This is a genomic window from Kutzneria sp. 744, assembly GCF_000568255.1.
Classification (GTDB): domain Bacteria; phylum Actinomycetota; class Actinomycetes; order Mycobacteriales; family Pseudonocardiaceae; genus Kutzneria.
Genome location: NZ_KK037166.1, coordinates 7376522 through 7390762 on the forward strand (window position 1 = coordinate 7376522; position 14241 = coordinate 7390762).

At 70.7% G+C, this 14241-nt stretch carries 15 protein-coding genes; 8 read left to right on the forward strand and 7 right to left on the reverse strand.

The window, feature by feature from the left end:
- Nucleotides 1-4: 4 nt before the first annotated feature.
- The gene (leuD, locus tag KUTG_RS33970) at nucleotides 5-607 is read left to right on the forward strand and encodes a 3-isopropylmalate dehydratase small subunit (protein ID WP_043722680.1); all 603 of its coding nucleotides are present in this window, start codon (nucleotides 5-7) and stop codon (nucleotides 605-607) included.
- 207 nt (nucleotides 608-814) lie between these two features.
- Complete coding sequence (locus tag KUTG_RS33975; protein WP_043722681.1) at nucleotides 815-1450, forward strand: HU family DNA-binding protein; 636 nt, start codon at nucleotides 815-817, stop codon at nucleotides 1448-1450.
- A 218-nt stretch (nucleotides 1451-1668) separates the two neighbouring features.
- Here the strand turns inward: KUTG_RS33975 and KUTG_RS33980 are convergent, their stop codons facing one another.
- From KUTG_RS33980 to cofC, 4 genes are all read right to left on the reverse strand, one after another.
- Nucleotides 1669-2565: an NUDIX hydrolase gene (locus KUTG_RS33980; protein WP_084581420.1), complete on the reverse strand. Its 897-nt coding sequence runs from the start codon at nucleotides 2563-2565 to the stop codon at nucleotides 1669-1671.
- A 2-nt stretch (nucleotides 2566-2567) separates the two neighbouring features.
- Nucleotides 2568-4670, reverse strand: a complete 2103-nt coding sequence (locus KUTG_RS33985; protein WP_052396744.1) for an RNA degradosome polyphosphate kinase — start codon at nucleotides 4668-4670, stop codon at nucleotides 2568-2570.
- Nucleotides 4671-5405: 735 nt separating this feature from the next.
- Complete coding sequence (locus KUTG_RS33995) at nucleotides 5406-5594, reverse strand: hypothetical protein (RefSeq protein ID WP_043722684.1); 189 nt, start codon at nucleotides 5592-5594, stop codon at nucleotides 5406-5408.
- Nucleotides 5595-5624: 30 nt separating this feature from the next.
- Nucleotides 5625-6248, reverse strand: a complete 624-nt coding sequence (cofC, locus tag KUTG_RS34000) for a 2-phospho-L-lactate guanylyltransferase (protein WP_043722686.1) — start codon at nucleotides 6246-6248, stop codon at nucleotides 5625-5627.
- 50 nt (nucleotides 6249-6298) lie between these two features.
- Between cofC and KUTG_RS34005 the strand changes: the two genes are divergently transcribed.
- From KUTG_RS34005 to KUTG_RS34020, 4 genes are all read left to right on the forward strand, one after another.
- Nucleotides 6299-7039: a lysophospholipid acyltransferase family protein gene (locus KUTG_RS34005; protein ID WP_043722689.1), complete on the forward strand. Its 741-nt coding sequence runs from the start codon at nucleotides 6299-6301 to the stop codon at nucleotides 7037-7039.
- A gap of 7 nt (nucleotides 7040-7046) precedes the next feature.
- Nucleotides 7047-8051 (forward strand): NAD(P)H-dependent glycerol-3-phosphate dehydrogenase, encoded by a 1005-nt coding sequence (locus tag KUTG_RS34010; RefSeq protein ID WP_084581422.1) that lies wholly within the window; start codon nucleotides 7047-7049, stop codon nucleotides 8049-8051.
- On the forward strand, nucleotides 8048-9148 hold the full coding sequence (locus KUTG_RS34015; protein ID WP_043722693.1) for a cystathionine gamma-lyase: 1101 nt from the start codon (nucleotides 8048-8050) through the stop codon (nucleotides 9146-9148). Before KUTG_RS34010 ends, KUTG_RS34015 begins: the two co-directional genes overlap by 4 nt.
- A 130-nt stretch (nucleotides 9149-9278) precedes the next feature.
- On the forward strand, nucleotides 9279-9749 hold the full coding sequence (locus tag KUTG_RS34020; RefSeq protein WP_043722696.1) for a cysteine dioxygenase: 471 nt from the start codon (nucleotides 9279-9281) through the stop codon (nucleotides 9747-9749).
- On the opposite strand, the gene KUTG_RS34025 is transcribed toward KUTG_RS34020, so the two are convergent.
- Nucleotides 9739-10368: a pyridoxamine 5'-phosphate oxidase family protein gene (locus KUTG_RS34025; RefSeq protein WP_198047394.1), complete on the reverse strand. Its 630-nt coding sequence runs from the start codon at nucleotides 10366-10368 to the stop codon at nucleotides 9739-9741. The genes KUTG_RS34020 and KUTG_RS34025 overlap by 11 nt on opposite strands.
- 67 nt (nucleotides 10369-10435) lie before the next feature.
- Here KUTG_RS34025 and KUTG_RS34030 point away from each other — a divergent pair, with 67 nt between their 5' ends.
- Nucleotides 10436-11821 carry a MocR-like pyridoxine biosynthesis transcription factor PdxR gene (locus tag KUTG_RS34030; RefSeq protein WP_043722699.1) on the forward strand — a complete coding sequence of 462 codons (1386 nt, stop codon included), beginning with the start codon at nucleotides 10436-10438 and terminating at the stop codon, nucleotides 11819-11821.
- On the opposite strand, the gene KUTG_RS34035 is transcribed toward KUTG_RS34030, so the two are convergent.
- A complete protein-coding gene (locus KUTG_RS34035) occupies nucleotides 11752-12381 on the reverse strand; it encodes a hypothetical protein (protein WP_043722700.1) in 630 nt (209 codons plus the stop codon). The two genes, KUTG_RS34030 and KUTG_RS34035, sit on opposite strands and share 70 nt — an antisense overlap.
- 168 nt (nucleotides 12382-12549) lie before the next feature.
- On the opposite strand from KUTG_RS34035, the gene KUTG_RS34040 reads away from it, so the two are divergent.
- Nucleotides 12550-13632, forward strand: coding sequence for a D-alanine--D-alanine ligase family protein (locus tag KUTG_RS34040; protein ID WP_043722703.1), 1083 nt, complete (start codon nucleotides 12550-12552; stop codon nucleotides 13630-13632).
- Nucleotides 13633-13729: 97 nt separating this feature from the next.
- Here KUTG_RS34040 and KUTG_RS34045 read toward each other — a convergent pair whose 3' ends face one another.
- The gene (locus KUTG_RS34045) at nucleotides 13730-14239 is read right to left on the reverse strand and encodes a DUF3515 domain-containing protein (protein WP_043722706.1); all 510 of its coding nucleotides are present in this window, start codon (nucleotides 14237-14239) and stop codon (nucleotides 13730-13732) included.
- Nucleotides 14240-14241 lie beyond the last annotated feature (2 nt).

Here is a 14241-nt window from a genome sequence, read left to right on the forward strand (position 1 = left end):
ACCGATGGAACCCTTCACCAGCCACACCGGGGTCGGCGTCCCGCTGCGCCGGTCCAACGTGGACACCGACCAGATCATCCCGGCCGTCTACCTCAAGCGGGTCACCCGCACCGGATTCGAGGACGGGCTGTTCGCGGCCTGGCGCGCGGACGAGAACTTCATCCTCAACCACGAGCCCTTCCGCGCCGGCAGTGTTCTGGTCGCGGGCCCCGACTTCGGCACCGGCTCGTCGCGCGAGCACGCCGTCTGGGCGCTGATGGACTACGGCTTCCGGGTGGTGCTCTCGTCCCGGTTCGCCGACATCTTCCGCGGCAACGCGGGCAAGCAGGGCCTCGTGGCGGCGCAGTGTGAGCAGTCCGACATCGAACTGTTGTGGAAGCTGCTCGAGAACGACCCGGGCGCGGAGGTCACGGTCGACCTGAGTGCGAAGACGGTCCGCGCCAAGGACTTCTCGGCCCCCTTCCAGATCGACGACTACACCCGTTGGCGCCTGCTGGAAGGGCTCGACGATATCGGCCTGACCTTGCGAAACGTCGATGCGATCGGGGAATTCGAGGGCGGCCGCCCGACTTGGCTGCCCACAACGAACCCCGTCACCGCGGGCTGATCTGCGGGGCCGCCGGGACGGGTTTCCGGCGGCCCTTGAACCCTCCCTCGCCGCTTCGAAAACCGGGCTTATGTCCCCCGGTGGGGCGGAACCAACGCGCCAGCAACAAAAAAATGGGCGTGGCGCGTGGAAATTCTTGGCGCGTTGGCTTACCGTGTGCCTGAAGTGGCCCAACTACGGGCCGATAGTGTCCTGGGAGGGACTGAAGTGAACAAGGCCCAACTCATTGAGGCTCTGGCCGAGCGTCTCGGCGACAAGAAGGCCGCCAGCTCGGCCGTCGACGGCATCGTCGACATCGTGGTCCGCACCGTCCAAAAGGGCGAGAAGGTCAACGTGACGGGCTTCGGTGTGTTCGAGAAGCGGGCCCGTGCCGCTCGCACCGCTCGCAACCCGCGCACCGGCGAGACCGTGAAGGTCAAGAAGACCAACGTTCCCGCTTTCCGCGCCGGCACGACGTTCAAGGACGTCATCAGCGGCGCCAAGAAGCTGCCGAAGGTTGTCGCCGCCAAGCCGGCCGCTGCCGCCAAGGCGACCACGACCGCTGCTGCCGCCGCGAAGCCGGCCACCACCACGCGTCGCACCGCTGCCGCCAAGCCGGCCGCTGCCGCCGCGAAGCCGGCCACCACGCGTCGCACCGCTGCTGCCGCCAAGCCGGCCGCCGCGGCCGCGAAGCCCGCCACCACGCGGAAGGCCGCTCCGAAGCGCACCACGGCCGCCGCCAAGCCGGCCGCTGCCGCCACCGCTGCCGCGAAGCCGGCCGCGACCAAGGCCGCGCCGAAGAAGGCCGCGCCCGCCGCCGCCAAGAAGGCCGCGCCGAAGAAGGCCGCTGCCGCCAAGAAGTGACCATGCGCGGCCGAGTCACCCGCTCGGCCGGGCGTGTTCTCAAGAAGTAGTCGCGAATCCGGCGCACGACCCGCGCGTGCCGGTTCGGAAGCAGGGGCCCGTGCATCCAGCATGGGCCCCTGATCCATTTGTGGGGCGCGAAGAATAGGGAAAACCCCAGCGCCCCAGGAGTTGTCACCACAACCCCTGGGGGGCAAGGGGTCCCGCAGACCCCAGGGCTAGCGGCCGGAGGGTTTCGGCAGCGGGGTGGGAAAGTAGTCGGCGGCGACCAGTCGCGGCTCCCGGCCGCTGGTCGGCGGCCGGAACGACAGCAGCCAGAAACTGGCCTTCTTGCTGGCGATCTCGTCCAGGCGAACACCGTTCATGTCGGCCAGACGGGCGACGACATCGGGGATGACGCCGCCCTGGCTGCTCACCACGGGAGTGCCGCCGGCGGCCACGATGTCCAGCAACCGGGCCACGCCGGCCGACGGGCTGACCCAGTAGCCCTCCTCGGACAGCAGCGGCTCGCTGCGGATGTCCAGGCCCAGCCCGGCCACTGTGTCCACGCACCGCGTCCTCGGCGCGGCATGGACGCGATCAGCGCCGAACAGAGGCAGAAGCCGAGCCAACGCGTCGGCCTGCCGTTGCCCGGAAGGGCTCAGCGGCCGCAGGTCGTCGTCGCCCTCCCACTCGTCGCGCTTGCCGGCCTTGGCGTGCCGGACCAGCAACAACGTGCTCAGACGCGCGGGCAGCGCGACGAACTCCTTCAGCACCACGCGGTCGTGCTGGTAGCGAAGGAGATCCCCGGCGGCTCGGGGGGAAACCCATTTCAGCCGGTCGACCTCGTCGTTGGCCTCGAACTCGCCGCTGATGAAGCGGGCCGAGAAGTAGTCGACGACCTTCGCCTTGCCGTCCACCGTGTATTCGGCGGACGGCAGACGGCGGCCCAAGGTGATGGAGAAGCCGGTCTCCTCCAGCACTTCTCGAACCGCCGCCGCCGGCGTCGTTTCGTCAGCGTCCAATTTTCCCTTGGGCAGTGACCAATCGTCATATCGTGGTCGATGCACCACAGCCACTTCGACCTGCTCGGTCACACTGCTGGGACGCCACACAACGGCGCCGGCGGCTCGGATAGTCACACCTGCTGTTCCTTCGCACTGTGGAGTTTCATCAGTTCCACCTGGTGATCGCGAACGCGGGAACCGTCCGCGGGGGACGGATCCCAGTTCCCGTCCGAGGTGAGCTCCCAACACCGGGTGGCCGGATCCATCGTCGAATCCAGCACGCTGTCCAACTGCGCGACCAGTTTGCGGTCGGTCACGTTCACCAGCACCTCGACCCGGCGGTCCAGATTGCGGTGCATCATGTCCGGGCTGCCGATCCACAGTTCGTCCGAACCGGCGAACCGCACGATCCGGGAGTGCTCCAGGAAACGTCCCAGGATCGACCGGACCTTGATGTTCTCCGACAGACCGGGCACGCCCGGCTTGAGCGCGCAGATGCCGCGCACGATGACCTCGATCGGCACACCGGCCTGCGACGCGCGATACAGGGCGTCGATGACCTGCTCGTCCACGAGCGAGTTCACCTTGAGCCGCACACCGGCGCGACGACCGGCCCGCTGGTGCTCGATCTCCTGCTCGATCCGCCGCACGATGCCCCGCCGCACGCCGTAGGGCGCGACCATGAGGCTGCGGTAGTTCTCCTGGCGGGCATAGCCGGTCAGCACGTTGAACAGATCCGTGAGGTCGGCGCCGATCGTCGGCTCCGCGGTCAGGATGCCCACGTCCTCGTACAGCCGCGCGGTCTTCGGGTTGTAGTTGCCCGTGCCGATGTGGCAGTAACGCTTGATGGACGAGCCCTCCTGGCGGATCACCAGCGCCGTCTTGCAGTGCGTCTTCAGTCCGACCAGGCCGTAGACCACGTGCACGCCGGCCTTTTCCAGCGCACGGGCCCACTTGATGTTGGCCTCCTCGTCGAACCGCGCCTTCAGCTCGACCAGGGCCACCACCTGCTTGCCGGCCTCGGCCGCGTCCATCAGCGCGTCGACGATCGGCGAGTCGCCGGAGGTGCGGTACAGCGTTTGCTTGATGGCCAGCACGTTCGGGTCGGCGGCCGCCTGCTCGATGAAGCGCTGCACGCTCGTGGAGAAGGAGTCGTAGGGATGGTGCACGAGCACGTCCCCGTCCCGCAGCGTCGCGAAGACGCTGCGCGGCGTCTCCCGCTCGGCGAACGCGGGATGCGTGGCCGGCACGAACGGCGGGTCCTTGAGCTCCTTGCGGTCCACGCCGTACACCTGCCACAGGCACGACAGGTCCAGCAGACCGGGAACCTCGACGACCTCCTCGGGCTCCACCTCCATCTCCCGCAGCAGTAGGCGAAGGACGTGGTCGGTCATGTCGTCGCCGACCTCCAGCCGCACCGGCGGCCCGAAGCGCCGCCGCGCCAGTTCCCGTTCCAGGGCCTTGAGCAGGTCCTCGTCCTGGTCCTCCTCGACCTCCAGGTCGGCGTTGCGGGTGATGCGGAAGACGTGGCACTCGATGATGTCCATGCCGGCGAACAGCTCGCCGAGGTGCGCGGCGATCAGTTCCTCCAGCGGCAGGAACGTCGCGCTGCCGCTGCGCCGGTCGGCCTCGACCCGGATCAGACGCGGCACGTTGTCCGGCACCTTCACGCGGGCGAACTGCTCGGGACCGCCCTCGGGCGAGCGCACGGTGACGGCCAGATTCAGCGACAGGCCCGAGATGTACGGGAACGGGTGCGCCGGGTCGACCGCGAGCGGCGTGAGGACGGGGAAGACCTGTTCGCTGAACAGGTTGGACAGCCGCAGCTGGTCGTTCTCGTCCAGATCGTGCCAGGACACGATGCGCACGTTGTGCTGTTCGAGTCCGGGGCGGATCTCGTTGAGGAACGCCTTGGCGTGCTGGTCGACCAGTTCCTGGCTGCGGGCGGCGATCCGGCTCAGCTGTTCGCTCGGCGTCAGGCCGTCCGCGCTGCGCACGGTCAGGCCGGTCTCGTCGCGGCGCTTCAGTCCGGCCACCCGCACCATGTAGAACTCGTCGAGGTTCGACGCGAAGATCGCGAGGAACTTGGCCCGTTCCAGCAGCGGCTGCGAGGCGTCCTCGGCCAGCGCCAGCACGCGGGCGTTGAAGTCCAGCCACGACAGCTCGCGGTTGAAGTAGCGGTCGTCGGGCAGGTCCGTCTCGTCGATGTCCCGCGTGGCGGCCGGCGGCGTGATGACGCGGGGATGCTGCTGGCCCTCGAAGGGGCGCGGCCGTCGGGTGCGTTCAGCCGGCGGAACCGGCGTCACGACGGCGGGTCTTGTTCTCGGTCAGCGGCGCGATCTCCGCCTTCGCCTCCACCACGGGCGAGACGTGGCGGCGGTGGCACGGGTGAAAAAAAAAATCTGGTCCGTGGCTTCCCGGCCGTGGTTTTGGCGGCGGGCTTAGCGGCAGCCGGCTTGGCTGTAGCTGCCTTCGATGCCGGGGCTTTGGCCGTGGCGGGCTTGGCGGCAGCTGGTGTGGCCGTGGCTGCTTTGGTGGCCTGCGCCTTCGGCTTGGCCGCGGCCGCGGGCTTGGCGGCCGGCTCCTTCGGGGTGGCCTTGGCCCGGCTGCGGGTCGTGCGCGCCGGCGCGGGTTCCGCTTCCGGCTTGGCGGCACGGGACCGTGTCGCGCGGGGTGTGGTCGCCGGCTCGGCCGGGGATTCGGCCTTCGCGGTGCTGCGCCGCCCAGCGGGCGCAGGGGTCTCCGCCGCGGCCTTGGCGGTGGCCGCGGTGCTACGGGTGCTCGCTCGCCTGGGGGTCGCTCGTGGCTGCCGCGCCCCGGCGGTGGCGGGCTTGGTCTGCTCGGCCGTGGCCTCGTCGTTGGTTTCCGTACGCACGGAGGCCATTGTTCCCCAGCGCGAACGAAAAGGCGCTGCCCGCGAGGAACGACACGGTGAACACACAGAGCTACGAGGGGGGCTACCAGGCAGGCTAGGAGGGTGGAAACATCCCGACAATCACACCGTTCTCACGTCGCAGCGTGACCCGCTGCCCAGGCCGGGGCGCACGCCAGCCGCCGGCCGAAACCGCGGCCGCGGGCACGTCGACCAGCAGACCGTCGTCCCGCAGCACGATCGCCGAACCGTCCGGTGTGACGGTGTGCACGGTGGCCTGTTCCACACCGCGCAGCCTAGCGCGGTCCACTGTGGATCAGGCCGACAGCCGGAACCGCCGCCCGGTGCGCTGCCCGAGGCCGAGCCCGGCGGCCACCTCCAGGTCTTCCTCGGTGTCCACGTCGCACTGCAGCGACGGCCAGTCCCCGACGAGCTCGACGGCCCCGGACTCGCGGTGCGCCTGCGCCGATCCGACGCCGAACCGCGGGTCCAGCGGCTGACCGGGCGCGCCGATGAGCAGCGTCGTGCCGGTGCCCTGGCGATCCGCGACGAACGCCCGCTTGTCGTCGGCGGCGGCGATCGCGGCGGCCAGTTCCGCCGATCGCAGCGCCGGAAGGTCGGCCTGCAGCGCCCCGACGTGCCGGCCCAGCATCGACGCCCCGTGCCGGTACGCCTCGTTCAGGCCCGGCTCCGCCTCGGCCACGCACCGAATTCCCTCGGCCCGCAACACCGCCGTCAGCATGGGATCGGACGTGACGACCACCACGTCGCGCACGCCGTCGGCCCCGGACGCGGCGGTGATCGTGTCCAGCACGACCGCCACCACCAGGTCGGCATGGGCCAGCGGGTCGCCGATGCCGCCGTCGGCCGCGCCGACCAGCCGGGACTTGGCCCGGTCCAGCCGCTTCACCGGCACCACGAGGTCGAGGTAGCTCCGCACCCCTCCATCATGCAGACTCGGGCCGACGATTTCGAACGTGAGGGAGAGCGATGCGCAAGGAGAAGGGCGGGCCGTGGATCAGGATGTGCGCCATCGTCCTGTATCCGACGGTGAAGCTGCTCGCCCGTCGGGTGATCAAGGGGCCGAAACTGCCCCGGCACGGCGGCGTGCTGCTGGTGATGAACCACGTCTCGCACCTCGACCCGGTGTTCGACGCCATCCTTGTGCACAACAACGACCGGGTGCCGCGCTTCATGGCCAAGGCCTCGCTGTGGAAGGTCCCGCTGCTGGGCAAGGTGATGGCCGGCGCCGGCCAGATCCCGGTCTTCCGGCCCAGCGGCGAGGCCGCCAAGGAGAGCCTGCGCGCGGCCAAGGACAGCCTGCGTGCCGCCAGTGAGGGCCTGGAGCAGGGCAAGCTGCTGGTGATCTACCCGGAGGGCACGATCACCAAGGACCCGGACGGCTGGCCGATGGCGCCGCGCACCGGCGTGGCCCGGCTGGCGCTGGCCAACGACGTGCCGGTGATCCCGGCCGCCCGCTGGGGCACCCGCGACCTCTACGACGGGTACAGCAAGAAGTTCCGGCCGTTCCCGCGCAAGAAGGTCGTCTCGATCCTCGGCGAGCCGATCGACCTGTCGGCCTACCGGGGCCAGCCGGCCACCGCGCAGGTGCTGCGCGAGGTGACGGATCTGCTGATGGGGAAGGTCAAGGAGCTCGTGGCGGAGGCCCGCGGCGAGCAGGCGCCCGAGGGCTTCTTCTCCCCGGTCAAGGCCGAGAAGAGCGGGGACTGACGTGGAGTTGCAGCGCATCGCGGTGCTGGGGGCCGGGTCGTGGGGGACCACGTTCGCGAAGGTGCTCGCCGACGCGGGCCGCGACGTCGTGCTGTGGGCGCGCCGGCCGGAGGTGGCCGACGAGATCACCGAGCAGCGGCTGAACACCGGCTACCTGCCGGGCATCCGGCTGCCGGAGACCCTGCGGGCGACCGCCGATCCGCTGCTCGCGTTGGATGGTGCGGAGGCGGTCGTGCTGGCGGTGCCGAGCCAGACGCTGCGCGCCAACCTGGCGGCCTGGCGCGGGTCGCTGCCGGCCGGGGTGACGCTGGTCAGCCTGGCCAAGGGCATCGAACTGGGCACCGGCAAGCGGATGAGCGAGGTCGTGGCCGAGGTCGCGCAGGTGCCGGCCGACCAGGTGGCCGTGGTGTCGGGGCCGAACCTGGCGCGGGAGATCGCCGCGCAGCAGCCGACCGCGACCGTCATCGCATGCACGGATCACGAGCGTGCGGTGGCGGTGCAGCGCGCGAGCGCCAACGGCTACTTCCGGCCGTACACCATTACTGATGTCGTCGGCTGCGAACTCGGCGGCGCGTGCAAGAACGTCATCGCCGTGGCGTGCGGCATCGCGCACGGGCTGGGCTTCGGCGACAACACCATGGCCTCGCTGATCACCCGCGGCCTGGCGGAAACCGCTCGCCTGGGCGCGGCGCTCGGCGCGGACCCGCTGACCTTCGCCGGTCTGGCCGGCCTCGGCGACCTGGTGGCCACGTGCGCCTCGCCGCTGTCCCGCAACCGCACCTTCGGCGAGCGCCTCGGCCAGGGCGAAACGCTGGCCCAGGCCCAGGAGGCCACGCACGGGCAGGTGGCCGAGGGCGTGAAGTCGTGCTCCTCGATCAAGGCCCTCGGCGAGCTGCACGGGGTCGACATGCCGATCACCGACGGCGTGCACCGGGTCTGCCACGTCAGCCTGAATCCGCGCCAGATGGCGGCGGAACTGCTGGGACGAGCGCAGAAGGCGGAGCGTTCATGACCGAGTGGGGCGACGGGACGCGGTGCGTGCACGCGGGTGCGGCCGAACCCGTTGCCGGGCAACCGTTCCTGGCCGGGCCGGTGCTCGCCGCCCCGTTCCACCTTGGCGCGGACGACTTCTACGGCCGGGCCGGAAACCCCACCTGGCGCGCGCTGGAGTCGGCCATCGGCGCGCTGGACGGCGGCCTGTGCACGGTGTTCCCGTCCGGCATGGGCGCGATCACCACGCTCCTGCGGACGGTGTTGTCTCCGGGCGATGTAGTAGTCGTCCCCGCCGATGGGTATTACCTCGTGCGGACATTCCTCGCCGAGTTGGACGTCCAGGCGCGCGAGGTGCCGACTGTCGGCCCGTGGACGCCGGAGGTCGTGGCCGGCGCACGGTTGGTGCTGCTGGAAACGCCGTCGAATCCGGGCCTGGACGTGTGCGACATCAAGGCGATCGCCGAGCTGGCCCATGCCGCCGGCGCGCTGGTCGCCGTGGACAACACGACGGCCACGCCCATCGGCCAGCGACCGCTGGAGCTCGGCGCCGACATCTCCGTGGCCAGCGACACCAAGGCCGTCGCCGGCCACAGCGATGTCCTTTTCGGACACATCTCGGTGACCGACGAGGCGCTGTGGGCGCAGTTGCAGCGGCAGCGGTCGGTCAGCGGCGCGATCCCCGGTCCGTTCGAGACGTGGATGGTGCACCGCGGCCTGGGTACGCTGGACGTGCGGCTGGCCCGGCAGGCCGAGAACGCCGCCGCGCTGGTGGCCAAGCTGCGCGGGCACGAGGCCGTGGCCAACGTGCGCTGGCCGGGATCGCCGGAGGACCCCTCCTACGCGATCGCCTCCCGGCAGATGCGGCGGTTCGGCGGCGTCTTCACGTTCGAGCTGGCCTCGGCCGACGTGGTGGCCCGGTTCCTGGCCACCAGCCGGCTGGTGGCCTCGGCGACCAGCTTCGGCGGCCTGCACAGCACCGCCGACCGGCGGGCCCACTGGGGCGACCCGGTGCCGGAGGGACTGCTCCGGTTCTCCGCCGGACTGGAGGATTCCCACGATCTGGTCACCGACGTGGTGGGTGCGCTTGACCGGGCGCTGGAGTCGCCGGTTCAATAGGCGGCATGTTGCTGCGTGCCATGACCGAACGACGGGGTCACATCGACCTCTGTCGGGTCTGTGGCGCGCTGTGTCTTCCTCGGTGATCTGCCCGCGCACTCACCCGCACCCGTAGGAAGACACCAATCTCATGTTCGCTGTTCCGGAAAACACCGTGCTGTCGGCCGCCCGCGTGGCCCCGCAGCAGCCCACCAAGATCCTCCGCGAGGTCCTCGCCGACCGTTCGAGCTGGGCGCATCTGCTGCGCTACGACCCGGTCGAGCGCTGGACCGCGCTGGTGCAGAGCACGTCCCGCTACGAGGTGTGGCTGATGAGCTGGCTGCCCGGGCAGGGTGCCGAGCTGCACGACCACGGCGGCGCCGAGGGCGCGTTCACCGTGGTCCAGGGCGTGCTGACCGAGGTGGTCGGCCGCCCCGGCCACGCCGCGCAGGCGCTGCACGTGCTCAACCAGGGCCAGTCCCGGGTGTTCGGGCCGAACTACGTGCACCAGATGCGCAACGAAGGCATCGACCCCGCGGTGAGCATCCACGTGTTCGGCCCGACCCGGCAGCGCATGACGCCCTACCGCTTCGACCCGGTGCAGGGCCCCGTCACCGATTGAGCACGTGCTCCGGCACGGGCAGGGGTGAGTCCGGCTCGGGCTTGCCCCAGGCCGTGGACAGCGGCAGGACCCCGGCCCAGGCGGTGTTGGCCTCGACGTCGAAGTCCTCGTCGGACGGCGGCGCGTTGCGGATCTTCACCGACGCCTCGGTGAGGTCCAGCGCCAGCACGACGGTGGCGGCCAGCTCCTTCTTGTTGGGCAGCCGCGCGTGGTCCCACGACCCGGGCGCGAGGTGCTCGGTGACGACCTTGAGGCCGCGCAGCTTCTCCTCGGCGTCGTCCACCAGCCGGGTGGTTCCGAGCACGCAGGCGCTGCGGTAGTTCATGGAGTGGTGCATGACCGAGCGGGCGTAGACGATGCCGTCGACGATCGTCACGGTGACGCAGACCGGGCCGGGGCCCATGCTGCGTGATCCGGTGGATCCGTGCAGGTAGAGGGTGTCGCCGTCGCGGCCGTAGCCGGTGGGCAGCACCACCGGCGCGCCGTCGAACAGCACACCGAGGTGGCAGATCAGGCCGGAGTCGAGCACGTCGTCCAGCGCCGCGCGGTCGGTGGCGGCGCGTTCCCGATGTCGGTTGACGACGGTCCGTGGTGTCGGTGACAGTGGTGGTCGGCTCACGTCACCAGCATCGACGGGCAAGTGGCATCATGAAAGAGCCACTGCTTCCCGAATTGAGAAGGCCACTTTGCCGGAGTCGGACGACGCCCTGCTCATCACGCTGGACCGCGAGGCCCGCACCCCGCTGGCCGTGCAGCTGGCCGACGCCCTGCGCGCGGCTGCGGCGGCCGGGCAGCTGCGGGCCGGCGACCGCCTGCCGTCGACCCGGACCATGGCCAGCCACCTCAAGGTCAGCCGCACCGTCACCGCCGCCGCCTACGACCAGCTGCTGGCCGAGGGCTGGATCGTCGGCAAGCACGGCTCCGGCACATATGTGACGACCGCGCCGCCGGGATCCTCGCCCGTGCCGTCCGATCGCCCCCGCACCGACGCCCCGTCGCCGGACCTTATTTCCCTGGAACTGGGCCGGCCCTGGGTCGGCGGCCTCGACCGTGCCGCCTGGCGTCGGGCGTGGCGGGCCGCCGCCGACAACGAGCCGTTGGTACGGCATCATCCGGCCGGGCTGCCCGAATACCGCGAGGCGGTGGCCGAACACCTGCTGCGGCACCGGGGTCTGACGATCCGAGGAGGGCTCGCGACCGAAGCCGTGCTGGCCACCGGCGGCACCAGCGCCGCCGTCGCCGAGTTGGCGGTCAGCGTGTTCCAACCCGGCGACACCGTCGCCGTGGAGGAACCCGGTTACCGGCGAACGGTCGAGGCGTTGAAGGCCGTCGGCGTCCAGGTGCTGCCGGCGCCGCTCGACCGCGACGGCATCCTGGTCGACCAGATCCCGTCCGGCATCCGGGCCGTCTACTGCTCGCCGGCGCACCAGTACCCGCTGGGCAGCCGGCTGCCGGCGGCGCGTCGCGTGGCGCTGGTGGAACGGGCCCGCCGCGAGGGCTGGCTGATCATCGAGGACGACTACGACGGCGAACTCCGCTACGACGTGGCCCCGCTGCCGCTGCTGGCCGCGTTGGCGCCGGACGTCGTCGTGCATCTGGGCACCACCAGCAAGATCCTCACTCCGACGCTCGGCGCCGGCTGGCTCGTCGGGCCGCCGGAGGTCGCCGGCACGCTGCTGGCCTACCGGGAGCGCACCGGCACCGGGCCGGCCCCGGCCGGGCAGCGGGTGCTGGTCGAGTTGGCACGCAACGGAGATCTCGGCCGGCACCTGCGGCGGCTGCGCCGCGAGCTGTCCGAGCGGCGGGTGCTCGTGGTGGAAACCCTTCGTGCGGCCGGGATTCCGGTGCTCGGCGACGACGCCGGCTCGCACGTGGTGGTGCTGCTGCCGTCCATCGAGAAGGAACGTTCCGTGGTGCACCAGGCCACCCGGCTCGGCGTCCGCCTGGACGGCCTCGAACGCCATCACACCGGGCCGTCCCGTTGGCACGGCGTCGCGATCGGCTACACGGCCTGCTCCCGTGACCAGCTCATCAGCGTCCTGCCGCCGCTCATCGACCTCCTCACCACGTAGCCGAGGAGGAACAACAGGCTCAGTGCGGGCATCGGGTAGCCCAGCGCATAGCCGACGGCCAGATCGGCCAGCGGCACCATCGTGATCGCCGCGAACACCCAGCCCGGAGCGGTCGGCAGTTTTGCGTACAGGGGAGTGCGACCCCACGGCTTGGCGACGGAAACCCAGGCCTGGAAGGCGATCGCGCCCGCCATGAGCGCCGCGCCGATCGGCATCAGCACCGTCGGACGGCCCTCGCGCAGCGCCGGCGCCAGCACGAAGATGCCCAGATACAGCTGCACCGTCGAGATGGCGAACTTGGCCAGAACCCACCAGTGCTTGAAGAATCCCCACGCCGTGGCGGCGGCCAGCATGAAACCCGTGAATGTGGACACGTTCGCCGCCTGCGCCAACAAGGTCATGTCCAGCCGGTTGGCCATGGCCACCGCCGCCGGCAGTTGCTCCGGACGGGCCAGCCCGAACGTGAGCAGACTGACCAGCGCCAACGCCTGCGCGAGCCAGCCGACGCCGGACACCACGTGCAGCCACAGCGCCAGCTGCCGCCATCTTTTTGCCGTCATGCCAACAACTCTGGGGCGGGCTGGGGCGTCTGACATCCGTGAGCACCCTTAGGTGGGAGGGCAGCGATGTCGACAGGTGCAGACAGCTCCGGGGATGAATTCACCACGGAGAGCGACAATTTGGTGGCCCAGCGCCACCCTTCGGCCAGCCGGGTATGGTCGCTGCCTATGAACCAGCCCAGGATTCGCGTCGCCGTGGTGTTCGGCGGCCGCAGCACCGAGCACGGCGTGTCGTGCGTGTCCGCCGGCAGCGTGCTCAGGCACCTGGACCGGGAGCGCTACGAGGTGGTTCCCGTCGGCATCACCACCGAGGGCACCTGGGTGCTGGGCTCGGCCGACCAGCTCGCCGTCAGCGGCCGCACGATGCCCGAGGTCGACTCGGGTGCGGAGCTCACGCTGGTCAACCACAACCTGATCGCGCTGGAGCCGGCCCGCGGCGGCGAGGCGCTGGCGCAGGTCGACGTCGTCTTCCCGGTGCTGCACGGCGCCTACGGCGAGGACGGCACCATCCAGGGCCTGCTGGAACTGGCCGACATTCCGTACGTGGGGCCGGGTGTGCTGGCCAGCGCGGTGGCCATGGACAAGGAGTACACCAAGAAGCTCCTGCTGGCCGAGGGGCTGCCGGTCGGTCCGTACGCCGTCGTGCCGCGCCGCGAGAAGACGCTGGCGCAGGCCGAACGCGACCGGCTCGGGCTGCCCGTCTTCGTGAAGCCGGCCCGCGCCGGCTCCTCCACCGGCATCACCAAGGTCACGTCGTGGGACGACCTGGACGCGGCCATCGAGTTCGCGCGGGCCGTCGACCCCAAGGTGTTGGTCGAGGCGGCCATCGTCGGCCGTGAGATCGAGTGCGGCGTCCTCGAGTTCCCCGACGGCCGCGTCGAGGCCTCGCTGCCGGCCGAGATCCGCATGATCAGCGACACCGTCGACTGGTACGACTTCGACTCCAAGTACCTCGACACCGACGAGGCCTGCGAGTTCGACATCCCGGCCAAGCTGGACGACGACGTCACCACCCGGCTGCGGGAGATGGCCGTCAAGGCGTTCACCGCCCTGGACTGCCAGGGCCTGGCCCGGGTCGACTTCTTCGTCACCCCGGACAACCAGCTGGTGATCAACGAGCTGAACACCATGCCCGGCTTCACCAACGTGTCCATGTACCCCAAGATGTGGGCCGTCACCGGCCTCGACTACCCGACCCTGCTGACCACCCTCGTCGAGACCGCCATCGCCCGCGGCACCGGCCTCCGCTGACCCGCTTTGATGTCAGGAAGGGCCCCTTACTGACGTTCAACGTCAGTAAGGGGCCCTTCCTGACGTTCAACGAGAGGATCGGTCCCTTGATCTTGGATCAGCCAGGGTTGGCGGCGACGGGCTGGGGCGGGAGGGTGGCCGTGACGGCGGCGGACACGGCCTGTACCGGACCGGTGCCGGTGTCCTTGGCCTCCGTGAGCGCGACGTACACCGAGCGGTCGACGACGTAGTGGGTCACCGTGCCGGCGTCGCCCACGACGTCCAGCCACTGCACGCCGTTCACGCCGCCCAGCTGTGCGGTCTGCGTCAGCTCGGGTGGACGGCCGATGCCGCAGCGCAGGACGATGGGCTCGTGCTGCGCATCGCCCCAGGCGACGGTGGCCGGCGGGGCGGGCTTGGCCAGCTCACGTCGCGGAACCGTGGCGCCGGCGTCGGTGATCTGCTGCGGCAGCGCCTTGATCAGGTCGCCGCACGCCGGCTTGCCGGCATCGGGCGCGTCGATGGAGACGAGGGCCAGCGGGCCGGTCTTGTCGCTCTGGTCGCCGGACGGCGGCGCCGCGGCCGGCCCGCCGATCACGCCGCTCGCCGCCACGACGACGGCCAGCAGCG

Bases quoted from the DNA above. Each gene is read 5' to 3' on its own strand.
- leuD (WP_043722680.1), top strand. From the start codon at position 5: ATGGAACCCTTCACCAGCCACACCGGGGTCGGCGTCCCGCTGCGCCGG.
- KUTG_RS34005 (WP_043722689.1), top strand. From the start codon at position 6,299: ATGCGCAAGGAGAAGGGCGGGCCGTGGATCAGGATGTGCGCCATCGTC.
- KUTG_RS34015 (WP_043722693.1), top strand. From the start codon at position 8,048: ATGACCGAGTGGGGCGACGGGACGCGGTGCGTGCACGCGGGTGCGGCC.
- KUTG_RS34020 (WP_043722696.1), top strand. From the start codon at position 9,279: ATGTTCGCTGTTCCGGAAAACACCGTGCTGTCGGCCGCCCGCGTGGCC.
- KUTG_RS34035 (WP_043722700.1), bottom strand. From the start codon at position 12,381: ATGACGGCAAAAAGATGGCGGCAGCTGGCGCTGTGGCTGCACGTGGTG.
- KUTG_RS34040 (WP_043722703.1), top strand. From the start codon at position 12,550: ATGAACCAGCCCAGGATTCGCGTCGCCGTGGTGTTCGGCGGCCGCAGC.